25 protein-coding genes, 2 tRNA genes and 1 pseudogene are annotated in these 22915 nt (G+C 63.1%); 10 read left to right on the top strand and 18 right to left on the bottom strand.

What is annotated here, in order from left to right:
* The first annotated feature begins 54 nt into the window (after positions 1-54).
* Positions 55-300, top strand: a complete 246-nt coding sequence (locus LB571_RS09735; RefSeq protein ID WP_015318409.1) for a zinc-finger domain-containing protein — start codon at positions 55-57, stop codon at positions 298-300.
* Positions 301-310: 10 nt separating this feature from the next.
* Positions 311-1549: an FAD-dependent monooxygenase gene (locus LB571_RS09730; RefSeq protein ID WP_224594049.1), complete on the top strand. Its 1239-nt coding sequence runs from the start codon at positions 311-313 to the stop codon at positions 1547-1549.
* Positions 1550-1567: 18 nt separating this feature from the next.
* On the opposite strand, the gene LB571_RS09725 is transcribed toward LB571_RS09730, so the two are convergent.
* The 7 genes from LB571_RS09725 to LB571_RS09695 all read right to left on the bottom strand — a co-directional run bounded on the left by LB571_RS09725 (position 1568) and on the right by LB571_RS09695 (position 8558).
* Entirely contained in the window at positions 1568-2233 is a 666-nt protein-coding gene (locus LB571_RS09725; protein WP_224583178.1) for a TIGR02117 family protein, read from the bottom strand.
* 116 nt (positions 2234-2349) lie between these two features.
* The gene (locus tag LB571_RS09720) at positions 2350-3099 is read right to left on the bottom strand and encodes an amino acid ABC transporter ATP-binding protein (protein WP_031240865.1); all 750 of its coding nucleotides are present in this window, start codon (positions 3097-3099) and stop codon (positions 2350-2352) included.
* Positions 3100-3178: 79 nt separating this feature from the next.
* Entirely contained in the window at positions 3179-4336 is a 1158-nt protein-coding gene (locus LB571_RS09715; RefSeq protein WP_140824685.1) for an amino acid ABC transporter permease, read from the bottom strand.
* Between the two features lie 4 nt (positions 4337-4340).
* Complete coding sequence (locus LB571_RS09710; RefSeq protein WP_140726254.1) at positions 4341-5528, bottom strand: amino acid ABC transporter permease; 1188 nt, start codon at positions 5526-5528, stop codon at positions 4341-4343.
* Positions 5529-5590: 62 nt separating this feature from the next.
* Positions 5591-6619 carry an amino acid ABC transporter substrate-binding protein gene (locus LB571_RS09705; protein WP_015318414.1) on the bottom strand — a complete coding sequence of 343 codons (1029 nt, stop codon included), beginning with the start codon at positions 6617-6619 and terminating at the stop codon, positions 5591-5593.
* Positions 6620-7052: 433 nt separating this feature from the next.
* Complete coding sequence (locus LB571_RS09700; protein WP_224594045.1) at positions 7053-7913, bottom strand: DUF2182 domain-containing protein; 861 nt, start codon at positions 7911-7913, stop codon at positions 7053-7055.
* Positions 7914-7922: 9 nt separating this feature from the next.
* Entirely contained in the window at positions 7923-8558 is a 636-nt protein-coding gene (locus tag LB571_RS09695) for a DUF1326 domain-containing protein (protein ID WP_023773469.1), read from the bottom strand.
* Positions 8559-8900: 342 nt separating this feature from the next.
* On the opposite strand from LB571_RS09695, the gene LB571_RS09690 reads away from it, so the two are divergent.
* The 5 genes from LB571_RS09690 to LB571_RS09670 all read left to right on the top strand — a co-directional run bounded on the left by LB571_RS09690 (position 8901) and on the right by LB571_RS09670 (position 13099).
* Complete coding sequence (locus LB571_RS09690; protein WP_015318417.1) at positions 8901-10088, top strand: cystathionine beta-lyase; 1188 nt, start codon at positions 8901-8903, stop codon at positions 10086-10088.
* 207 nt (positions 10089-10295) lie between these two features.
* Positions 10296-11375 carry an HPP family protein gene (locus tag LB571_RS09685; protein ID WP_015318418.1) on the top strand — a complete coding sequence of 360 codons (1080 nt, stop codon included), beginning with the start codon at positions 10296-10298 and terminating at the stop codon, positions 11373-11375.
* Between the two features lie 89 nt (positions 11376-11464).
* The gene (locus tag LB571_RS09680; RefSeq protein WP_015318419.1) at positions 11465-12151 is read left to right on the top strand and encodes an RNA polymerase sigma factor; all 687 of its coding nucleotides are present in this window, start codon (positions 11465-11467) and stop codon (positions 12149-12151) included.
* A gap of 106 nt (positions 12152-12257) precedes the next feature.
* Positions 12258-12782, top strand: a complete 525-nt coding sequence (locus LB571_RS09675) for a DUF4142 domain-containing protein (protein ID WP_015318420.1) — start codon at positions 12258-12260, stop codon at positions 12780-12782.
* On the top strand, positions 12779-13099 hold the full coding sequence (locus LB571_RS09670; RefSeq protein WP_224594042.1) for a cupredoxin family copper-binding protein: 321 nt from the start codon (positions 12779-12781) through the stop codon (positions 13097-13099). The genes LB571_RS09675 and LB571_RS09670 overlap by 4 nt, the downstream gene beginning before the upstream one ends.
* Here the strand turns inward: LB571_RS09670 and LB571_RS09665 are convergent.
* Positions 13045-13941 (bottom strand): crotonase/enoyl-CoA hydratase family protein, encoded by an 897-nt coding sequence (locus tag LB571_RS09665; RefSeq protein ID WP_224594039.1) that lies wholly within the window; start codon positions 13939-13941, stop codon positions 13045-13047. The genes LB571_RS09670 and LB571_RS09665 overlap by 55 nt on opposite strands.
* A gap of 84 nt (positions 13942-14025) precedes the next feature.
* On the opposite strand from LB571_RS09665, the gene LB571_RS09660 reads away from it, so the two are divergent.
* On the top strand, positions 14026-14613 hold the full coding sequence (locus LB571_RS09660; protein ID WP_015318423.1) for a TetR/AcrR family transcriptional regulator: 588 nt from the start codon (positions 14026-14028) through the stop codon (positions 14611-14613).
* A 2-nt stretch (positions 14614-14615) separates the two neighbouring features.
* On the opposite strand, the gene LB571_RS09655 is transcribed toward LB571_RS09660, so the two are convergent.
* The 6 genes from LB571_RS09655 to LB571_RS09630 form a co-directional block, all read right to left on the bottom strand.
* Positions 14616-15842, bottom strand: coding sequence for an anion transporter (locus LB571_RS09655; RefSeq protein ID WP_224594036.1), 1227 nt, complete (start codon positions 15840-15842; stop codon positions 14616-14618).
* Positions 15843-15995: 153 nt separating this feature from the next.
* Positions 15996-16994, bottom strand: a complete 999-nt coding sequence (locus LB571_RS09650) for a glycosyltransferase family 4 protein (RefSeq protein WP_224525529.1) — start codon at positions 16992-16994, stop codon at positions 15996-15998.
* Between the two features lie 168 nt (positions 16995-17162).
* Positions 17163-17951 carry a GGDEF domain-containing protein gene (locus tag LB571_RS09645; RefSeq protein ID WP_140664753.1) on the bottom strand — a complete coding sequence of 263 codons (789 nt, stop codon included), beginning with the start codon at positions 17949-17951 and terminating at the stop codon, positions 17163-17165.
* 200 nt (positions 17952-18151) lie between these two features.
* Entirely contained in the window at positions 18152-18373 is a 222-nt protein-coding gene (locus LB571_RS09640) for a hypothetical protein (RefSeq protein ID WP_015318427.1), read from the bottom strand.
* Between the two features lie 268 nt (positions 18374-18641).
* Positions 18642-18718, bottom strand: a tRNA-Arg gene (locus LB571_RS09635).
* 44 nt (positions 18719-18762) lie between these two features.
* Positions 18763-19068, bottom strand: a complete 306-nt coding sequence (locus LB571_RS09630) for an ETC complex I subunit (protein ID WP_015318428.1) — start codon at positions 19066-19068, stop codon at positions 18763-18765.
* A gap of 124 nt (positions 19069-19192) precedes the next feature.
* On the opposite strand from LB571_RS09630, the gene LB571_RS09625 reads away from it, so the two are divergent.
* Both LB571_RS09625 and LB571_RS09620 read left to right on the top strand, forming a co-directional pair.
* Positions 19193-19269, top strand: a tRNA-Pro gene (locus LB571_RS09625).
* Positions 19270-19293: 24 nt separating this feature from the next.
* Positions 19294-19674: a hypothetical protein gene (locus LB571_RS09620; protein ID WP_224594032.1), complete on the top strand. Its 381-nt coding sequence runs from the start codon at positions 19294-19296 to the stop codon at positions 19672-19674.
* Between the two features lie 28 nt (positions 19675-19702).
* Here the strand turns inward: LB571_RS09620 and LB571_RS09615 are convergent.
* From LB571_RS09615 to LB571_RS09600, 4 genes and pseudogenes are all read right to left on the bottom strand, one after another.
* Positions 19703-19918 (bottom strand): annotated as a pseudogene (locus tag LB571_RS09615) (PIN domain-containing protein); the annotation flags it as partial.
* A 274-nt stretch (positions 19919-20192) separates the two neighbouring features.
* The gene (hdaA, locus tag LB571_RS09610; RefSeq protein WP_140617264.1) at positions 20193-20897 is read right to left on the bottom strand and encodes a DnaA regulatory inactivator HdaA; all 705 of its coding nucleotides are present in this window, start codon (positions 20895-20897) and stop codon (positions 20193-20195) included.
* Position 20898: 1 nt separating this feature from the next.
* Positions 20899-22179, bottom strand: coding sequence for an AI-2E family transporter (locus tag LB571_RS09605; RefSeq protein ID WP_224594028.1), 1281 nt, complete (start codon positions 22177-22179; stop codon positions 20899-20901).
* The gene (locus LB571_RS09600; RefSeq protein ID WP_224594016.1) at positions 22154-22708 is read right to left on the bottom strand and encodes a CDP-alcohol phosphatidyltransferase family protein; all 555 of its coding nucleotides are present in this window, start codon (positions 22706-22708) and stop codon (positions 22154-22156) included. The genes LB571_RS09605 and LB571_RS09600 overlap by 26 nt, the downstream gene beginning before the upstream one ends.
* Between the last annotated feature and the right edge of the window lie 207 nt (positions 22709-22915).

The raw sequence follows: 22915 nt of genomic DNA, 5'->3' as shown, positions 1-22915 counted from the left end.
GCAAACAGACTTGATATGATCCAGATGCAGAGAGACTGCGTTAAGGAGACGACGATGGCAGGCGGTTCCATTCCCCATTTCCAGAACGATGCGGGCCACCCGGCGATCGACATCGGAGTCAAGGAATTCATGTGCACGGGCGCCAACCCGCCTTTCGACCATCCGCATGTTTTTCTAGACATGGGCGACGACAATGAGAAAGTCTGCCCCTACTGCTCGACCCTCTATCGCTATTCGCCGAAGCTGAAGGCGACCGAAACGCTGCCGGCGGGCTGCCTCTACATCGACCAGGCCGCCTGACCTTCCGATCATGAGCGAGACGCGGTCCCGGCAGGTCATGATCGCCGGGGCTGGCATCGCCGGGCTGACAGCGGCGATTGCCTTTGCCGAACGCGGCTATTCCGTGAGGGTGTTCGAACAGGCGCAGCGTCTCGAAGCGGCGGGCGCCGGCATCCAGCTCTCTCCTAACGCGACCCGCATCCTTCGCCAGCTTGGCGTGCTCGACACGCTTCTTGCCAATGCCGTCCAGCCGGAAGCCGTGGTGCTGAAGGACGCCGCGAGCCTGCGCCAACTGGCACGCGTGCCGCTTGGCGGAGCCGGCGAGGAACGCTGGGGGGCGCCCTATCTCGTGGCGCACCGGGCGGATCTGCAAGACGCCCTGATGGCGCGCGTTGCGCAACTGCCCGACATCCATCTCACCACCGGCGCGCAGATCAGCAGCGTGGCCTCCGGTTCATTCGTTATCACCACGACAGACGGGGTCGGCCGCAAGGTCATCGATACCCAAGGATCTCTGCTGGTCGGCGCCGATGGCGTCTGGTCAGCGGTGCGGAGGTTTGCCAGTCCAGGCAGCGGAGCCGGCTTGGCGAACAGCCATTTCTCCGGCGAACTGGCTTGGCGGGCGACGGTGAGCGCAGACAACGAGGCGGGGCGAGCCTTCACCGCGATCGGCTCCCCTGACTGCGTCACCACCTTCCTGCATCCCGGCTTTCATTTGGTCGCCTACCCCGTGAGCAGGGGTAGCGCCTTCAACCTTGCCGCCTTCACCCGGGGCGAGCGCATCGCCGACGGGTGGTCACGCCACGCCGATCCCGCCATCCTTTCAGGCGCCATGCGCCGCTCCGCGCCGGCGCTGGCGCGTTTGGTGGAACTCGCTGGCCCGTGGACCGCCTTTCCTATCCACACGGTCGAACAGCGACGCTGGACCATGCCCGAAGGCATCGCGCTAATCGGCGACGCCGCGCATGCCATGACGCCGTTCGCGGCGCAAGGTGCTGCCATGGCGATCGAGGACGCGGCTACGCTTGCCGATTTGATCGCCGACTTCCCTGGCGACCTGACGCAAAGCCTCGTCATCTGGGAGAACCTGCGGCGGTCGCGCATCGCCAAGGTCATCCGTCGCGGCGCGCTCAACCGGCTTGCCTGGCATGCCCGAGGCCCGGTGGCGTTGGCCCGCAATCTGTTTCTGGCGGCACGACCGGGAGAGAAGCTCGCAGCCGATCTGGACTGGCTTTACGGGTGGGAGCAGCAGCGGATCACCCGTCGCTGAAAGGAGCCAGCGGCAAAGCTAATTATACAGCCGCATCGACAGCCCAAGCGAAACCGGCAGCGGGTTCCACCAACCGGTGCGCAGGCCGGCGGTGCGCAGTGCCGCCGCCGTCCAGGTATTGCAGCCGATCAGCGCATTGAAATGGCCATTGGCCTCATAAAAGCGATCGAAATTGGAGTAGGCGGCATCATCGATGACGATCGGACCGTTCGGCCCCTCCTGAAAGCTCGCTTCGACGAAATCGAGCAATGCGGCAAAACGGTCTTCGCCCACGTCGAAGCCCGCGACATCGGGGTGCGGCTCGGGAATGTTGCCGGCGACGTCGACATGCATCACGGACGCATCGAGCGTCAAAGCCTTGATTGCGGGCAGCGCCTTCAATTGCGACCATGTCGGCGTTTCCAGGTAGAAGGCGCGCCCACCCCAGCCGAAGACGAGGTAGCGCACTTCGGGCGCGTCCGAAGGCAGGCCGGCATCGGCAAGGAAACGGAAGCGCCGGCGCACCTCGTCGTCCACGGGAATGGCGATGTCGGTGTGGATCGGATTTTTCAGCACCAATATGTGCCGGATGCCCTCGCCCGCTGCGGCTGCCGGCCAGAGCGGCCGCGGCACCAGCGTGCCGAGCGACACGGCGAGCACCAGTGCTGCAACCAGCATGGCCAGGAAACGCAGGAGTTTTCTCATCGGTGCGGCTTCGCGATTCCGTCGCGGCTCAATGAAGAAGATCATTATCCGACGGCCAGACACTAAAAAGCCCGGCCGTGGCGCGACCGGGCTTTCTCGACTTGGCGTCAGTCCGCTCAGTGCAGGATCTGCGACAGGAACAGCTTCGTGCGTTCGTGGCGGGGATGGTCGAAGAACTCGGCCGGCGTGTTCTGCTCGACGATCTGGCCCTGATCCATGAAGATCACCCGGTTGGCGACTTTCCTGGCAAAGCCCATCTCGTGGGTGACGCACAGCATGGTCATGCCTTCCTCGGCCAGCCCCACCATCGTCTCCAGGACTTCCTTGATCATTTCCGGGTCGAGCGCCGAGGTCGGCTCGTCGAACAGCATGATGCGCGGGTTCATGCACAGCGAGCGGGCGATCGCCACGCGCTGCTGCTGGCCGCCGGAAAGCTGGCCCGGATATTTGTTGGCCTGCTCGGGGATCTTCACGCGCTTGAGGAAATGCATGGCGATTTCCTCGGCCTGCTTCTTCGGCGTCTTGCGCACCCAGATCGGCGCCAGCGTGCAATTCTCGAGGATGGTCAGATGCGGGAACAGGTTGAAGTGCTGGAACACCATGCCGACCTCGCGGCGCACCTCGTCGATCTTTTTCAGATCGTTGGTGAGTTCCTTGCCGTCGACGATGATCTTGCCCTTCTGGTGCTCTTCCAGCCGGTTGATGCAGCGAATCATGGTCGACTTGCCGGACCCGGACGGTCCGCAAATGACGATGCGCTCGCCGCGCATCACCTTCAGATTGATGTCCTTCAGCACATGGAACTCGCCGTACCATTTATGCATGGCGATGATGTCGATGGCGACATCGGTGGTCGAGATATGCATCTTGGCGGCGTTGACCTTGATCTCTTCCGCGCTGACGGCATTTTCGGTGGCCATGGCTGGGGTCCCCTTGTTCTTTTGTTTAGCGTTTGTAGCCGGTGTCGAGCCGGCGTTCCGTGTACATTGAATAGCGCGACATGCCGAAGCAGAACAGCCAGAAGACGAAGGCGGCGAACACAAGACCGGATTTCGCGGTCTGCGCCGTGGCCCAGTTGGCGTCGGAGAAGTTCTGCTTGACGATGCCGAGCAGGTCGAACATCGAAATGATGAGGACCAGGCTGGTGTCCTTGAACATGCCGATGAAGGTGTTGACGATGCCGGGTATGACCAGCTTCAGCGCCTGCGGCAACACGATCAAGCTCATCTTCTGCCAGTAGCCGAGGCCGAGCGAATCGGCGCCTTCATACTGGCCCTTGGGGATCGCCTGCAGGCCGCCGCGCACCACTTCGGCCATGTAGGCCGCGGCAAACAGCGACACGCCGATCAGCGCCCTCAGATACTTGTCGAAAGTGACGCCGGCCGGCAGGAACAGCGGCAGCATGACGCTGACGAAAAACAGGACGGTGATCAGCGGTATGCCGCGCACGGCTTCGATGAAGATAATGCACAGCATCTTGATGATCGGCATCTTCGAGCGCCGCCCGAGCGCAAGCACGGTGCCCAGCGGCAGCGATACGGCGATGCCGACGAAGGACAGGCTCAGCGTGATCAGCAGCCCGCCCCAGCGCGAGGTTTCGACATGCGGCAGGCCGAATACGCCGCCGACCAGCAGGAAGAAGGAAACGATCGGCAGCACCAGGAAAAGCAGGATCGCGTTCAACCCCTTGCGCGGCACACGCGGCATCAGCATCGGCACCAGCAGCGCCACGAACAGGATGGCGACCAGGATCGGCCGCCAGCGCTCCTCGACCGGATAGGTGCCGAACATGAACTGGCCGAACTTGGCGTTGACGAAAGCCCAGCAGGCTCCGCTCCAGCCATCGGGCTGAATGCCGCCTTGCGCGACGGTCGCGCAGACCGTGCGGTCCGGTCCGGTCCACTGTGCGTTAATGAACGCCCAGTTGATGACCTGCGGCAGAACCCAGGCGACGATGACGATGCCGAGGATGGTGAGGATGGTGTCGCCGACCGAGCCGATCAGGTTCTTGCGCACCCAGGCGACGGGGCCGCTGACGCTCGCCGGCGCGGGCTGCGCCAGCGCCATTTCGGTGCGCACCCAGGACAGATCGTGTTCCTGCATGGTCCTACCTCTCCACCAGCGCCATCCTGGCGTTGACCACGTTCATGACGGCCGAGGTCACCAGGCTGAGTATGAGATAGGCGATCATCATGATCAGCACGCCCTCGACCGCTTGTCCGGTCTGGTTCAGAACCGTGCCGGCCGTTGCCGTCAAATCGGGATAACCGATGGCGATCGCCAGCGAGGAGTTCTTGGTCAGGTTGAGATACTGGCTGGTCAGCGGCGGGATGACGATGCGCATGGCCTGCGGCACCACGACCAGCCGCAGGATCGAACCGGATCGCAGCCCAAGTGCGGCCGCCGCCTCGGTCTGGCCCTTGCTGACACCCCTGATGCCGGCGCGCACGATTTCGGCGATGAAGGCCGCCGTGTAGCAGGACAGCGCCAGATAGAGCGAAAGGAACTCCGGTTTGACCTGGAAGCCGCCGGTCAGGTTGAAGGTCGATTGTTTGGGCAAGTCAAAGCTCAGCGGAAAGCCGCTCAGCACGTAAGCCAGCAGCGGCAGGCCGATGATCAGCGCGGCGGAGGTCCAGAACACCGGAAATTGCTGGCCCGTCGCCATCTGCCGCTGACGCGCCCTGCGGGCGACGAACCATGACATTGCGATGCCCACGACAAGGGCGACCAGGATCAGCCAGGAGCCGTCGCCCCAGACCGGGCGCGGAAAATAGAAGCCGCGCTGGTTGAGGAACGAGCCGAAGGGCAGATGATAGGAATCGCGCGGCGCCGGCAGCACGGCGAGCACGCCGGAATACCAGAAGAAGATGACCAGCAGCGGTGGGATGTTGCGGAAGATCTCGACATAGACCGTGCAGATCTTCTGGATCAGCCAGTTCTGCGACAGGCGGCCGATGCCGATGACGAAGCCGATGATGGTGGCGGTGATGATGCCGGCGACGGCAACGATGATGGTGTTGATCAGGCCGACGACGATGGCGCGGCCATAGGTCGAGTCCGACGTATAGGCAATCGGCGTGTCCGAGATATCGAAGCCGGCGCGCCCCTTGAGGAAGCCGAAGCCGGAGGCGATGTGCAGGCGCTGCAGATTGTCGATGACGTTCTGCACGATCCACCAGATGGACCCGAACAGAACGATGACGACCAGCGTCTGAAAGAAGAGACTGCGAATTCTCGGGTCATTGACGAAGGAGCCGCGGCTCGGCTCCTCGCGTAGGATTTCCTGCGATGCCATGTCACGTCCCCTGTGAAAGAGAAACCGGAAGGCAGGAGCCTGCCTTCCGGATCACATTTCGATCAGCGGATCGGCGGCGCGTATTGCAGGCCGCCCTTGGTCCATAGCGCATTGATGCCACGCGCAATCTTGAGCGGGCTGCCGGAGCCGACATTGCGGTCGAACATTTCGCCGTAGTTGCCGGTCGCCTTGACGATGTTGACGACCCAGTCGTTGGAGACGCCGAGGTCGGTGCCGATCTTGGTGTCTGCTTCCTGGCCGAGCACACGCTTGATCTCCGGGCTGGCGGAGTTTTTCATCTCGTCGACATTGGCCTTGGTGATGCCGAGCTCCTCGGCGTCGAGCAGAGCGAAATAGGTCCACTTGACGATGTGGTACCACTGGTCGTCGCCCTGGCGAACGGCGGGTCCGAGCGGCTCTTTCGAGATGATCTCGGGCAGCACGACGTGATCGGCCGGCGAGCCGAGCGTCAAGCGAATGCCGTAAAGGCCCGACTGGTCGGTGGTGTAGACGTCGCAGCGGCCGGCATCATAAGCGGCATTGACCTCTTCGAGCTTCTCGAAGACGACCGGATTGTACTCCATCTTGTTCGCCTTGAAGTAGTCGGCGAGGTTGAGCTCGGTGGTCGTGCCGCTCTGCACGCAGACGGCGGCGCCCGAAAGCTGCAGCGCCGAATTGACGCCCGGCAGCTTCTTGGCGTTGATCATGAAGCCCTGGCCGTCATAGTAGGTCGTGCCGATGAAATTCAGGCCGAGCGCGGTATCGCGGTTGATCGTCCAGGTGGTGTTGCGCGAGAGGATGTCGACCTCGCCGGACTGCAGCGCGGTGAAGCGTTCCTTGGCGCTGAGCGGCGTGAACTTGACCTTGGTGCCATCACCGAAGACGGCGGCGGCAACCGCACGACAGAAATCAGCGTCGATGCCTTGCCAGTCGCCCTTGTCGTCCGGCGCGGAGAAGCCGGCCAGACCGGTCGAGACGCCGCACTGGATGAAGCCCTTCGCCTTGACGGTGTCGAGCGTGCCGGCCGACGCGGCCGACGCCATCAGTCCGAGCGTGGCGGCGCCAAGAATGCCGATAGCAATGTGTTTCATAACCCACAGACCCTTTTCTGTTTTTCAGGCAAACCCTGATTTTTTTCCCTTGTGAACGCAGCTCCTATCCCGGCCCATTCCCGAAACCCCGCATCGCAAACCGACGCGCCGCCTCCCATTCACGAACAGCATCGAAGGCGATAATTCCCGTGAGGTCAAGGAAAATGACCGAATCCGACCGGGTTTGAAAATCGATTGCCTGAAATGCCTGAATTGCAGACAAACGTGCACGCGATCTCGTCAGAAGCGCGACTTGAATCGGCAAAGCTCATTTGACGCAGATGTGAGCCGGCGCTGTAAAATCCGTTCCGGGCAATAGCTCGGCGTTACTGCCCCCGGGCACGAAATGCATTGACGTTACGGAATACCTTCGGCCGACGATTACCCATGATTGGCGGTCGACATTGCTGGTGGACAAAATCGGCGCGCGGTCTCAAAGCGTGGAAAGGCCCAGCCAGATGCCGACCGCGACCATCAATGCACCGGAGATGCGCGGGATCAATTGCCCGGCCGGGACCACCTTCTCCAGGAGAACAAGGATGGCGATGCCGGCGATCCACAGCACGTTCATGACACCACCGACAAACAGCAGGGCCATCAGTGCCCAGCAGCAGCCGAGACAATAGGCGCCGTGATCCATGCCAAGCCGAAATGCGCCGAGCGCGGTGGTGCGGAACCCGCCATGGCTGGCCAGGAACGCGATCGGCGCCTGGCATTGGCGCAGGCAGACGCCCTTGATCGGTGTCCATTGGTAGAGGCCGGCGGCGATCAGAATGACACCGCCGAGCACCGCGCTGTGCGCCGCCATCGCGGGATCAAGCAAGGCGAAACGAGTGAGCAGCCATTGCGCACCCGTCGCCACGATGCTGAAGACGACCCAGACGACGAGATAGCCGGTAAAAAACCATGCCGTCGAAGCGATAGGCCGGCTGTCCGCCAGCGCCTTGCGGCCAACGCCGGCATAGAGCAGCAACATCGGCGCGACCGACGGCGTCATCATGCCGACCATCATCACGGCCCACATCGTGAAGGTGAAGACGAAATCGGCCGATGCCCAGGGCCGGAAGCCCGGCGCCACGGCGGCGCCCATATCCATGCCGCCCATGTTCATGCTCGCCATGTCCATCCCGGCCATGTCGCCTGCCTCGCCGCCCGGCACCGGGCTGCCAGGCATGGCCATGTCGGCGGCCAGCCAAAGAACATAGGCCCAGGCGAACACGGCAATGACGGCGAGCGCGGCCGTCACGACCGCGCGGTCGCGCCGCAGCACCGCCTCGAGAGCCGTGTCGCCCATTGGATCAGGTCAATGCACGATGCCGCTCTGCGTGAGATGCAGGTTGGCGAAATGACTATGCGTGTCCGCCACCTCGAACTTGATCGGGCTTGTCGTCTTGGTCCAGCCGCGCCCGACCTCGGCGATGGCGTATTCGAAGCCGTGCGGCAGGTCGATGCGCGCCCGGTGCTCGGCGCCGGTGACCGGGTTCTTGATCGGCTCACCACGGCCGTCGGTTACGCCCTTGACGTGCAGCCGGCCGGTTCGCCCATCGACGTCGACCTCGAAATCGATCGCGGCGAAAATCGGATCGTGGAACTTCTCCAGGGTGGTCGAAAAGACCTGGAATATTGTCGCGCCTGGCTCGGTGTCCTGACCGCCCAGTATGCGGAGCAGGGCTTCGCGTTGGGCTTCGCTGGCCCTCTCGTCGATAACCACCGCGGCCTCGCCCCTGCCCTGGTGTATCGCGCCGGGCCAGCTGAAGATGCCGACGAAGCGCAGCCCGTCGAGCTTGGTGTCGCCGTGGTGGCCGGTCTCGATCTCCATGCCGGCGACGGCTTGGCAGAATCCGTATGTCGGCATGGCATTGAACTGGCACGGGCAGCCATAGGCACAATTGCAGTTGATGAATTCGCGCGCCTTCATCGTCCATTTGACGTCAGGCATGACATTCCTCCCCTTTCCGCTCGCTGAGCGGGATACCCGGATGGGGATCAGGAGATAACCGGCAAGAACCATCCGGCAGCATCTGATTGAAGCATCCGGCGATTAACATTAGAAATTTATCATATACCTTTCACAGCCGGCTACAATAGGTTCACCAGCTGACGACCAAGCTTCCGACAGGGCACCGCCGCGCGTGGTTGGTCCGATTCCGGATCAGATCGCGGGCTGTCTTCCGGACCAGGAATTGGCATATTCGAAGTCCATTCCTGGCGAACGGTGGGCTGTTGCACGGTCCACGACGCCGCATTATGGCTAGCGCCTTGTTAAACAAGGCGACCAAGAATGGCGAAAGACGGCAGCGAGCAGGGTTCCGGCACGATGGGCATCAACACGCGGCTCGCCCATTCGGGCAACAACCCGCATGACTATTTCGGCTTCGTCAACCCGCCGGTCGTGCATGCCTCGACCGTGCTGTTCCCAAATGCCGCCGCGATGGCCGCACGCAGCCAGAAGTACACTTACGGCACGCGCGGCACACCGACGACGGACGCTCTTGCGCATGCCATTGACGCGCTGGAAGGCTCAGCCGGCACGATCGCGGTGCCGTCGGGCCTGGCGGCGGTGACCGTGCCGCTGCTCGCCTTCGTATCGGCGGGCGACCATCTGCTGATCGTCGATTCCGTCTATCATCCCACGAGAAACTTCGCCGACACGATGCTGAAGCGGCTCGGCGTCGAGGTCCAATATTATGCTCCCAATATCGGCGCCGGCATCGCGGCGTTGATCAAGCCGAACACCAGAGTGGTGTTCACCGAATCGCCGGCCTCCAACACGTTCGAGGTGCAGGACATCCCGGCGATCGCCAAGGCGGCGCACGCGGCCGGCGTCATCGTGATGATGGACAACACATGGGCGACGCCGCTCTATTTCCGGCCGCTCGACCATGGCGTCGACATCTCGATCCATGCGGCGACGAAATATCCGGCGGGCCATTCCGACGTGCTGCTCGGCACGGTCTCGGCCAATGAGGCCTGCTGGACGCAACTCTACGAGAGCTTTTGCACGCTTGGCTGCTGTGCTGGACCCGACGACGTCTACCAGGTGCTGCGCGGCCTGCGCACGATGGGTGTGCGGCTGGACCGTCACCAGCGCAGCGCACTCGCCATCGCCTCGTGGCTCGAAGGCGAAAAGGGCGTGGCGCGCGTGCTCCACCCTGCCCTTCCCAGCCATCCCGACCACGATCTCTGGAAGCGCGACTTCCGCGGTTCGAGCGGCATCTTTTCCATCGTGCTGGCCGGTGGTGGCCAGCAGGAGCAGCACGCTTTCCTCGACGCACTGCGGATCTTCGGTCTCGGCTACTCCTGGGGAGGCTATGAGAGCCTCGCGGTGCCGGTCTGGCTTGGCGACCGCGTCGTTGCGAAAGGCCCTTACGAAGGTCCGCTGATACGACTGCAGATCGGCCTCGAGGATATCGACGACTTGAAAGCCGACATCCGGCGCGGGCTTGCGGCAGCGGCGCGCGCGGGCTGACCTCAAACAGAGTCAGCAAAGGGCCGCAAGCCCTTGACGCTGATGACAAAGCGCGAGGCGCTGCCAGCACTCCGGCGAAGATCGGCGCGCAATATTATTCTCCTACGTCATGACTTTACGGATTTGTTTGACTTTCAAATCGGCGAATTCGGCTGCATTGCGTGCCGCACGCATCCTCGACAGATCCAGTCCTCGCAAAGTTTTCCAATGGCCTTTCGTCTTTTTGTCCCCATCCTCGCCGGCGCCACGCTGCGCGAACGCATCCTGGCGTGTATCGGCGCCACGATCGGCATCGCGCTGACGGGCGTGATCAGCGGGTTGGCGATGGGCGGCGGCCCGCATGTGGCCCTGCTGGTCGCGCCGATGGGCGCATCCGCCGTGCTTCTGTTCGCCGTACCGGCCAGCCCGTTGGCGCAACCCTGGTCGATCATCGGCGGAAATTCCATATCGGCGCTGGTCGGCGTGACCGTGGCGCATTTCATCCATGATCCGGTGATGGCCTCAGGGCTCGCGGTGGCGCTCGCCATCGCCGCGATGTCGTTCACGCGCTGTCTTCATCCGCCAGGCGGCGCCGCCGCGCTGACGGCGGTGCTCGGCGGCCCGGCCGTCATCAGCGCGGGCTTCCTGTTCCCGTTCGTGCCGGTGGCCTTGAATTCGACCATACTGGTGGCGCTTGGCTTCCTTTTCCACAAGCTGGCGCGGCGCAATTACCCGCATGTCGCGGCACCAGCCGCCAACAGCCACGGCACCGCCGATCCGCCGGCTCAGCAGCGCGTCGGTTTCCGGCCCGAGGATATCGACGCGGCGCTGACCACACTTGACGAGACCTTCGACATCGACCGCGACGACCTCGAACGGTTGCTGAGACAAGTCGAACTGCAGGCCATGGTGCGCTCGCACCGCACGCTGCTGTGCGAGGACATCATGTCGCGCGACGTGGTTTCGGTGTCCGAGCAAGCCACCGCCGACGAGGCGCGCCAGCAACTGATCGATCACAATATCCGTACCTTGCCGGTGGTCGACGCGGATGCCCGGCTGGTTGGCGCCGTTGGCCTGCGCGAGCTGACGAAAGCTACCGACACGGTGAAGAGCGTCATGGCAAAAGCCGGCACCGCCTCGCCCGAGACACCGGCGATGAGCCTGCTCCCAGTGCTGACCGACGGCCGCAGCCATGCCGTGGTCATCGTCGACGGCGAGCGGCATATTCTCGGCCTGATCACGCAGACCGACCTCTTGGCGGTGGCCGCACGCATGCAGCGGGCAGACAAGGGATTGGCGGCAGCCTAGAATAGGGAACCCGGATCCCTCTGGCCCGGGAACCTTTTGCCGGCAGGCGCATCCAATGTGCAGCATTTGCACGAGGAGATCCGGTCGCGATGAGCAAGCAGCCAATGCCCGCCACGGTGCCCGCGGTTGCCGAAAGCCTTTCCGGCGACATGCAGCTCGTCCACCGCGCGCTGACCCGTGACCCGGATGCATTTCGCGCCATCATGAAGGTATACAACCAGCGGCTCTACCGCATCGCGCGCGGCATTCTGCGCAACGACGCCGAAGCCGAGGACGTCGTCCAGGAGGCCTATGTCAGCGCCTTCGCCAGCCTGGCGGCGTTTCGCGGCCAATCCACGCTCGCCACCTGGCTGTCGCGCATCGTCATCAACGAAGCGCTCGGCCGCCTGCGCAAGAGACGTCGCACGGTGGAGATGCCTGCCGATCCGGAAGCGCGGATAATCAGGTTTCCCCTCAAATCCAACGACGATCCGGAGCGGACGATGGCGCAGCGGCAGATTCTCGCACTTGTCGAACGGGCGACCGACAGCCTGCCCGACATCTACCGCATGGTCTTCGTCGCCCGCGTCATCGAGGGCCTGAGCATGGAGGAAACCGCCGATTTGCTTGGCGTGCGGCCAGAGACCGTCAAGACGAGGCTGCACCGGGCGCGCGCCCTGTTGCGCAAGGCGCTGGACGATGAAATCGGCCCTGTGCTGCTCGATGCCTTCCCCTTCGCCGGTCGGCGCTGCGAGCGACTGACCCAGGCGGTGATGGGACGGCTGGGTTTCGAATGATGCCGTCCTGATTTTCCGGGAACGTTTCTCCCCGCCCCGCATCCAATGAGCGTCAACTGCAAATTCGAGCCCGGCGCCTCCGCGCGGCCGGGCCAAGGAGGATGCCATGTTCACCCGATATACCGTCGCCCTTGCCGCCCTGCTTCTCGTCGGCGCTGCCCCGGTCTCGCAAGCCGCCGACAAGCCGACCGACCCGCAGATCGCCCATATCGCCTATACAGCAGGCGTCCTCGACATCGAGGCGGCCAAGCAGGCGATCAAGAAGTCAAAGAGCAAGGAGGTCGTCGATTTCGCCAAGGACATGGAGCGCGACCACGAAGCGGTGAACAAGCAGGCGCTCGATCTCGTCAAGAAGCTCAAGGTGAAGCCCGAGGACAACGCTACCAGCCAGGCGCTGACGAAGGCGGCGAAGGAGGAACGTGCCAAGCTCGCCAAGCTGAAAGGGGCGGCCTTCGACAAGGCTTATATCGAAAACGAGGTCGCCTATCACAAGCAGGTCAATGGCGCGCTCGAAACCCTGCTCATACCGTCGGCCAGCAATGCCGAGTTGAAGAGCCTGCTCGAGACCGGCCTCAAGATCTTCCAGGGCCATGAGCAGCATGCCGAACACGTCGCCGGCATGCTGAAATGAAAACGGGCGCCTTGGATCATCTGGCGCTGCTGGTCGTGCTGGCGTTGGTATTCACAGCGCCGGCAGCGGCGGCAACCATCCAGGTCACCGTCGACAAGCTCGCCTTTTCGCCGGCCAGCGTCGATGCCAAGGTCGGCGACACGATCGAGTGGGTGAACAAGGATGTGATCGCCCACACGGCCACCGTGAAGGGCGGCTGGGAGGTGATAATCCCGCCGAAGAAGTCGGCAAGCATGACGCTGAAGACGGCGCAAACGGTCGACTATTTCTGCCGCTTCCACCCCAACATGAAAGGACGCTTGCTGGTGGCGCCGTGATCCAGGGCCGAGGAGGCTCGCCTTGCCTCCTCGGGCCGCGCGACATGCGTCCAGGACCCGTCGTGTCCAGGCCTGTGCCTGCTGATCCAGGCATCTAGCGCCTCGTGCAAATCGGCTGTCGGGGCCATACGGGCGAACTGCTCGGCCTCGACCAGCAAGCCTTCGGCGATGCTCAGATTGAGCCCTCGCGTTACCGCCGTGAGGATGCCCGCGGCTGCCAGTCCGGAGTGCCGAAGGATACGCCTGGCCAGATTGAACGCAGCCGGCATCAGATCGTCATGCGGGACCACCTGATTGACGAGGCCAAGGTCAAGAGCCCGCTGTGGCGGAAACCAGTCGCCGGTCAAAAGCAGTTCGAGCGCGCGCTTGCGCCCGGCGAGCCTGGGCAGGCGCTGCGTTCCGCCGAAAGTCGGCGGCATTGCCAGAGTGATCTCCGGCTTGGCGAACAGCGCGCGGTCGCTGGCAATTGCAAGCGGCACGGCTTCCGTGATTTCGCAGCCGCCGCCGAAGGCGAGGCCGTTGACGGCTGCGATGACAGGCTTGCGAAAGGCTTCCAGCCTTGCCGTCAGCCGCTGTCCCCGCATGACGAAGTCTCGCAGCGCCGTCTCGGCGCCCAGCGCCACGCTGGCCGAGAACTCCTCTATGTCGGCGCCCGCCGAGAAGGCCCGCTCGCCGGCGCCCGTCAGAATGACCGCGCGGATGCGGTCGTCGACTTCAATGTCATCGAGTGTCGCGAGCAGGCGATCGATCAGCGCATAGTTCAACGCGTTCAGCTTTTCCGGGCGGTTGAGGGAAAGGACGGCAACGCCTTCCCTGTTTTCGTTCAGGACAAGATCGGTCATCTGGCTTCCTCCAGCATGGTGATGAGATGGAAGGTTACGCCATTCGCGCCTTGTGTATATTCACTAGTCGGTATACTTAAACCCATGCCCGAAGCACAAAGTCCTACCCGCAAGCGCATTGTCGACGCAGCAACCAGGTTGTTTTACGCGGAGGGGATCGGCCGTGTCAGCGTCGATGCCGTCGCCGAGGAAGCGGGTCTCACGAAGCGGACGCTCTACTACCACTTCAAGAGCAAGGACGACCTCATCGCAGCCTATCTCGACGGCCGCGATCAGCCCAATCTGAAACGGATGGCCGGCTGGTTCGAGGCTGAACAAGGTGGTGTGGACAGCAAGGTCCAAGCCATCTTCGCCAACCTGGCCCGGGCCACGCGCCATCCGAAATGGAAGGGATGCGGCTTCCTGCGCACCGCCGCGGAGCTTGCCTCCATGCCAGGGCACCCGGCGGTCAAGGTCGGGGCGCGGCACAAAAGCAATTTCGAGACATGGCTGGCGGCAGAACTGTCCGGCCACCATATCGAGGGGCCGCGGGCGCTGGCGCGCGAGATCGTGCTGCTGATCGACGGCTGCTTTTCGATCATGCTCATCCATCGCAACCCCGACTACGTCGAAGCAGCCGGACGAGCCGCGGCCACGCTTGTCAGGGCGCGAATGTCGGGCAGCCAGGCCTAGGGCTACCCCCCGAACGCCAGCCATCCCGTACCGGCCAAGAGCGTAATCAACGTCAGCGGCAGGCCGACCTTGAAGAAGGCGCCGAAAGACAACGGCGTGCCTGCGGCCTTGGACTGCTCGGCGACGATCAGATTGGCGACCGAGCCGAGCAACGTGAAGTTACCGGCGAGCGTCGAGCTCATGGCCACGACCAGCCAGGCGCGCTCGGGGTTTTCCAGGCCGGGTATGAAAGGCCTGAGCGCCAGCACGGCCGGAACATTGCTCATGACGTTGGACAACACCGCGGTGAAACCCGAAAGCCTCCAGACATCGTCGAGCCCGATGTTCTTGGCCGAGGCGATCATCTCAGGTGTCAGCAGCGTCTTTTCCGCGCCGGCAACCACCACGAACAGTCCCGCGAACATGAACAGCAGCGGTCCGTCGATCTCGCGGTAGATGCGCGATGGCTTGATGGCGCGGGTCAGCAGCAGAATGGCGCCGCCAATGAGCGCCGCCTTGGCTACGGGAACACCAGCGAAGAAGGCGATCGCCAGTCCGATGCAGACGACCACCGCCTTCAGCACCTGGCCGCGATGCATGCGGCCGCGCGAGATGTGTGGCGTCAGTTCGCCGTTGCGGGTAAATTCGGCACGGTAGACGATGCGCACGATGACGATGACCGCGACAAGGCCGAACAAGGCGACCGGCGCGAGTGCCGCCGAAAAGGCCGGATAGGAAATGCCCGACAGCGCGCCGATGACCATGTTCTGCGGATTGCCCGTGATGGTGGCGACGCTGCCGCAGTTCGAAGCGGTGGCGGTGGCGATCAGATAGGGGATCGGATTGCGGTTGATAACGCGGGTAACATGGACGACGATTGGCGCCATGACCAGGCAGATGGCATCGTTGACCAGGAAGGCCGACAGCACGCCGGTGAGGAGCGTCACCATCACCAGCAGCATGAATGGTGCATGCGCGTGCTCGATGGCGATGGCGCCAAGACCGCGAAAGGCACCCGACACCTTCAGATGAGCCACGACGATCATCATGCCGAGCAGAAGCGTGATGGTGTCGAAATTTATGGCCCGGTAGGCATCCTCCATGCTGAGCGCGCCGATGGCGATCATGGCCGCGCCGCCAAGCAGCGCGATGCCTGCCCGGTCGAGCCGCAAGCCAGGTATCCGGCCGATTGCGACGCCGGCATAGGTCAAGATCAGGATCAGCAGTGCCGCGGCGCCCGTCAATGTCATCGGTAGAAGCCCTGCTCGATCTGTCTGCGCGCCGATGCCGGCCGCCCCGCGATTCACGTGATGCCAGCTTTAGCGCGATGTCGGGATCGATGCCAAACGGGGTACGTGGATTGCTGGCCGAGGGTGTCTGGAAAGCCGGACGGCGTGGCGCCGCTAACGCCGATAGAAGTCCAACCGCTGTTGCACCGCCCGCGGCGAAAACAGCTGCTCGACGGTTCGCCGCGCCTTCTGACCCACAGCCAACCGCAGTGCCGGGTCGGCTTTAAGCTCGGCCAGGATCCGTGCTGCCTGTTGCGTCGTTTCGAACAGGAAACCGTTTTCGCCATGCCTGATATGATCGGCGTAGCCGCCATGCGAATGGCAAACGACCGGCAGGCCGCAGGCCATCGCCTCGAACACCACACGGCCGAACGTCTCCACATGTGAGCCGGTGCGATAATAGAAGACGTCGAGCGTCGGCAGAAACTGTTCGGCGGCAAATTCACCCTGCGGCAGGAGCTCGAGTTGCGAATGCGGCGCAAGCCTGTCTTTGAGCGGCATGCCGCCCTGAATCCGCACCGCGTCGCCGTCGGCCAGCAATGCCTCATAGAGCGCCACATCGTCAGCATGATGCTTGTCCGCCGTATCGCGGCTCAGTCGCCCCACCGTGAACGGACCGTTTGGCCTTACCTGCCGTGGCGAGAAGCGCTCGATGTCGATGGGTGACGGATGCACGACGCCCTCGACCCGCAGCATGCGCTTCTGAAAGTCGGAGATCAGCACCAGTTCGGCACCGGGCCAACCCAGCAGGCGCGGCCTGTGGGTCGTCAGGGCGATGATCTTGGGATGAAAGGTGTTGAAGACATAGATCAGCCGGCGCGGTCGCGGGATCAGATAAGGCCACATCTTGTTGCGCCAATGCGCACCGAGAAAGACATAGGTGCCGCCAGCCGGCACATTGCGTGTTGCCGGCGAGACGCGGCGTATCGGAAATTCCTGCATCAGGTCTTCGGATACGCGCGACGAGGTCGCCCAGAGGCGCACCTGCGGTTCGGCGCTCAACAGCCGATACAACTCCAGGGTTTCGCGCTCACTGCCGCCAAACGGGTTCTGAAAGCCGTTGAATAAGTGGATCATGATCGCGGTGCTTACCGGCCCGGGGCGTTTGGCCATTCAATTCCCTGCATCCGCGGGCCGTGCCGTGCCCGCGAACCGCACGATCGAGGGACTCAAGAAGCAGGAGTGTTTCTGGCGATGCTCCATACATCACTTGCGCGGAGGAAGCACACAGACAGGTATGCGTCAAGGAAGCGGTCGTGCCAGCCGGCTGCGAGGCTGCCCTCAGTGGACGGTGGCGGCGCTGAGCGGAGACACTAGAGCGGCTTCCGCCGGATCGAAGCTGACCTGATCGCGTCCATTCGACTTGGCGGCATAAAGCCGTCTGTCGGCGGCGGAGAATATTGCCTCGTAGGTGGTCGGCCCGCTGAAGCTGGTGCCGCCGATGCTGACGGAAAGCGGACAGGACCGGCCATCCGGCGAAAAGTCCATTTCGCGTATCCGTCGGCGGATGCCTTCGGCAACCAGCCAGGATTGCGAGGGGTCGACGCCGGGAAGGAATACACCGAACTCCTCACCGCCGATCCGGCCGACGATATCGGTGCCACGCAGCTGGCCTTTGATCGCCTGCGCGATCAGTTTGAGCGCCTGGTCGCCGCAATCATGGCCGAGGCGGTCGTTGATCGACTTGAAGTGGTCGGCATCGATGATCAGCAGCGCGCCGGTACGGGTCTCTTCCTGCTTGCGGGTCTGTTCGAGATAGGCCTCGACCAGCATCGAGAAGGCGCCGCGGTTCAGCACCGCCGTCAGGCTGTCCGTCGCGGCAATGACGCTGAGGTCGCGCTGGGCTATCGCCAGTTGGCGGATCTTCCACATCAGGAAAAACAGAAACGAGCCGCCGAGCACCAAGGGCAGCAGAAGGTCGGTCAGCTTAGCGCGCCAGACAGACTCGGGCGAAAGATACGGGAAATTGAACGAATCGACGAAAAACGCCACGGCGATGAAGAATGCCGTGCCGGCGGCGGTGACGGCCATCACCCTGCCCCAGCTGGTGGGCGACAGGTCCAGCTTCATCCCTTTTCACTCCGTTAGCCGTCCCTACTATGACGTGCCAACGCAAACAAAATGATAAGACTTTCCTTTCAATTCGAGATCAGGTGACGACGAGACGAGATCAGGGGCCGGGCGCTGGAGCACGATCGCCCAACAGGCGGCCGTGCCCCAATGGAGGACGCGATTTGCTCACCGGATTTCGGACAAGGGAAATTCCGAAGTCAGCGGCTGGGCGCCGGCCCAACCGCTTCGGCGACGAAGGATGCCGCGATCAGGTCGTCGGCATCCAGTTGCAAGGAACCGTCGCCAGATCCCATGATGGCGGCCACCTTGTGAAAGGTTTTCATTTCATGGCCGGAAATTTCGGCGTCTTGCATTCGGGCCCTGAGATCGGCGATACGCCGCCCCAAGGCAGGGGACGTTCCAATTTCACGTTTCGACATAGCCTTGTTTCTCCTCCCCCAACCCGCGCTTGTTTTGCCCACCCGTTCGCTTGCCCGCATAGTGCCTTTTATGAGGCTCCACGAATACAAGGCCCCGAACGCGTAGTCTTGGCCAAGGTTCCAACAGGGCCGGATCACGAAATAATTCCAGAGCCCTGTGCGGGCCGAACTCTGTTCCGGCTTCCGGTAAGCGGCGTGGCAGCACTGGCAGGCAGGGGCAGGATCGCGCGACCGCGTGAGGTCATGTAACATAAGCCATCGAAATTATTGGCGATCCCGACAGGATTCGAACCTGTGACCATCGGCTTAGAAGGCCGGTGCTCTATCCAGCTGAGCTACGGGACCGTCGGCCGGCCAACGGCCGGCTGGATGCTTGGGCCTGCCGCCTTTCAGTGCGTCCAGGGCGTCCTGCGGTCATAGCGGAAATTCTCCGCATAGGAAATCTGGCGGCGCTTGGTCTCTTTCGGTTCCTCGACACGGAAGGCAAGCCCTTCCTTTTCCGCGTAGGCCACCGCTTCTTCGCGCGTGTCGAAGGTGAGCCGGATCTGGCTTCTCATGTCACCCGACGTGGTGTAGCCCATCAAGGGATCGATCTTCTTGCGCATCTCGGGGTCGAATTCCAGCACCCAATGGCCGGTCTTGGCCTTGCCGGACTGCATCGCGGTTTTGGCTGGGCTGAAAATGCGCGCGGACATGGCCACCTCTTTGTTGGCAAGGCGGCATCGCCGCCTCTTCGCCCGTCATTACTGCGCATTGGCAGCGGCGGCAAGGTTTTTGCACTTGCCATGTACCACCGAAATGAATAGGCAACAGACCGTTCGGAGTGTAGCGCAGGCTGGTAGCGCATCTGGTTTGGGACCAGAGGGTCGGGAGTTCGAATCTCTCCACTCCGACCATTTCTCATTTAAAATGCGACACCGATGACACCGAAGGGGTTTTGGCCCTTATCCGCGTGTCATTATTTCAGGCTCGCTTCCATCGCCATTGCCGGCTTAAGCTGGGGCAAACGGGGGGTGGCGGTGCTTGGGATAGATGCTTGGGTGTCGCTGTTCGGGCCGGCCTATTTCGCCTATGCGGGCGTGACGGTTCCGTTCATGGTGGCATGGGCGATCGCCTGTGCCGCCTTGGCGACGTGGAACAATCGCGAGAGCCGCAGGCACGGCAGGCTCGCACCTGGCATCGTCGCCTCCCGTTCGTGGGCAGCCAGCATCGGGATTTTTGTGCTGGTCGCGGCCTGCTATATTGCCGCGCACTCGGCCGTCTATCTGTTGGTCCGGCATTTCGTCAGAATGTGGCTGTGATTGGCCGCAAGCTCACCGGCCGGCAGTGCTACGTTGAGAGCACACCCTCTATATCGGTTTTCGAAAAATCGGCTCCGACATACAACAGCCGGCAAGCGTGCTCCTTCGCCACCTCGTAGGAGAAACAATCGCCGAAATTGAGCGCGGCCGGATGGCTGCCCTTGCCCCATCGCGCATAGGCTTCGGCGATACGCCGGGCCGAGGCCGGCGTTACCACCACCACCTCGAAACCAAGCCCGTCAATCGAGTTGGTCTATTTCAAGAGTTTCGACAATGCGGGGGTGGTCCGTGTCGTTGGGATGGATGTCCGCTGCGGCGGCACCCGCTCGACGCATTTTGAACGCAAGCTCGCCGGGCGAGAACCCCAAGCGCCTCATTCCCGGCGAGCCTACAACCTGATTTGGAACGCAATCAGGACCGGGGTCAGCCGGCAAGCTCACGCAGCAAGATGGATGCCAGTCTTGTTTCCCAAAATGGGACTCAGGTCGAGACGGAGGACCGCCGGAACCCTGAAGTCATCAAATCTCGAACTCGCCCTGCCCTTCGTCCATGGCATTGACGGTTTCGGCGGCCAATGCCCTGGTGATCGGCATCTTGCGCTCCAGGGCGGTACGATCCAGGCGCTCCACCACACGCATCGCGGTTGCCAGAGAACGCTCGATGCGCCGCACCAAATACTGCACGACATGCGGCTCGACCTCGACCTGGCGGTCGGCGAACAGCTTGGTGATGACACCGGCGAGCAGGAGATCATCGGGCTCATGGATCTCGACGGTCGCCGCAGCCTTGAGCCGCGATGCAAGATCGGGCAGCGATACACCCCAGGCCGAGGGAAAGCGGCGTGCGGTCAAAAGCAGCGTCGAGCCGGCGCCACGCACCGCATTGATGAGATGGAACAGGCCCAGTTCGTCGACCGCGCGTGCGTCGACATCATCGATCAGGGCCGGGCGGGCACCAAGATTTGCGATGCTGTCGCCAATGCGCCTGGCGTCGACAGTCACCGCCTTGGCGCGCGCACCCCAGATCGAGGCCAGATGCGTCTTGCCGGAGCCGGCTGGGCCCGCCAGCACGACCACCGGTGCTGGCCAATCCGGCCAGCGGTCGACCAGTGCGGCCGCCTGGTTGTTGGTACCGGAGACGACCAGCTCATCACGCGAGTAACCGGTGCCATGGCCGAGATCGAGCGGCAACTGGCGTGGCGGGTCGGTTCGCTGCGCGGTCACTTCAGCGACGCGGTTGCGAGCGGTGGCCGCCGCCGCGATCGGCTGGCAATGCCGGCGCGGGTTCTGTCGCATGGCCTTTGTAGAGCGGCGATTCGAGATAACGGGCGATGGCAAATCGCACCAGCACCGCAACCGCCGCCGAAGCCGGCACGGCAATCAAAAGGCCGACGAAGCCGAACAGAGCGCCGAAGGCGAACAGCGCGAACATCAGCCATACAGGATGCAGGCCGACGCTTTTGCCGACCAGCCTGGGCTGCAGGATGTTGCCTTCGATGAACTGGCCGATGAAGAAGACCACCGCAACCGCGACGATCATCGTCCAGTCAGGCCAGAACTGAACGAAGGCGACGCCGACGGCCAGCACCAGCCCGGTCAATGAGCCGACATAGGGGATGAAGGAGATCAGCCCGGCGAACAGGCCGATGAGGATGGCGAAGTTCAGCCCGGTCAGCGTAAGGCCGGTGGCGTACATGGCGCCCAGCACCAGGCAGAGCGTACCCTGGCCGCGCACGAAGCCAGCGGTGGCGGTGTTGACGTCGCGCGCGATGGCGCGGACCGTGGCGACGTTGTCGCGCGGCACCCAGCTGTCGATGACCGCTACCATGCGGTCCCAGTCGAGCAGCATGTAGAAGGTCACTACCGGCGTCACCACGAACAGGCTGACCACCGAGACCAGCGCCACGCCCGAACTCCAGATCGAAGTGAAAACCGTCGTGAGCAGGCCGAAACCGGAGGTCAGCAGTGAGTTCAACCCATCGCGTAAGCCATTGGCGTTGACGCCGAATTTCTGTTCCAGCCACTTCGGATCAAAGGAGGTGATCAGGCTCTGCAGCCGGGTCAGGTACTCCGGCAGCTTGCCGGCGAAATCGGCCATCTGTGTCGCCAGCACCGGAATGAGGATGACCAAGGCCAGCACCAGCACGATCAGGAATGTGATGAGGATGACCACCGTCGCCATGAAGCGGCTGAGGCCGAGCCGCTGCAGACGGTCGGCGACCGGATCGAGGAAATAGGCAAGCACCATGCCGGCGACGAAGGGCAGCAGGATGTCGCTGAAGACATAAAGGAAGAGCGCCAGGATCGCGGCACCCGCCAGCCAGAAGAATATCTGGCGCCGGAACGTGGCCGACGCCTCGGCCTCTGCCGCCGTCTCGCCTTCCGGCACGACGACACCCAGCTGGCCGTCGTCGGTCTTGCCCAGCGCCGCCGCCTTGCGGGCGGCCGGCTTGCGGGCAGGCTTGCCGTCGATGGGCTTGTCAGCCTGATTTACCGCCTTCGCCATAGCCGCTCATATGCCTCAGCCAAGCCACGAGATAGGCCGCGGCCGAAGCCACGGTCAAGACCCCGGACAGCAATATGAGGCCTGGCCGCAGAGGGTCGAGGTGCACGGCAAAGGCGAGTTCGCCCAGCACAACCGCCGCCAGCACGATCTGGACGGCGGTATTCGCCTTGGAGACCAGGAACGGTCTGATCTCGACCGGATGGGCCATCGCCGTGGACAACAGGACCGCGCAGACGATCAAGGCGTCACGCGACACCATGGTGACGACCAGCCACAGCGGCAACTGCCCGATGATGCCCATGACGACGAACACCGAAACCAGCAGCAGCTTGTCGGCGATCGGATCGAGATAGGCGCCGAACCTGGACTGCTGGTTGAAGCGGCGGGCGATGAAGCCGTCGACGCCGTCGGAAATGCCGGCAACGACGAAGCCGGCAAAGGCCCAGTCCCAACGCGCCTGCAGCATGGCCAACACCACGGCAGGCACCAGGACAACGCGCAGCATGGTGATCAGGTTGGGGATGGTCAACGCATTGTCCCGCCGTATTATGCGTTGAGATAGATGAGGGAGATGGAGGGCCGAGGCAAGGGAGAGCCGGCTGGCCAGCCGCAAGCACTGAGTGCGATGCCCCCGGCTATCCACGCTTTTGTCGGCCAAACGAAGCCCGGTTCGGCCGTTATCCTTGCGGACCGAAACCGTTCATGCGAAGAGCCCGCAAACGAGCAGGAACATTGC

Origin of the sequence: Mesorhizobium sp. BR1-1-4 (assembly GCF_020165375.1) — a bacterium.
GTDB lineage: Bacteria > Pseudomonadota > Alphaproteobacteria > Rhizobiales > Rhizobiaceae > Mesorhizobium > Mesorhizobium australicum.
This window is presented reverse-complemented; position numbering and strand designations above follow the sequence as displayed.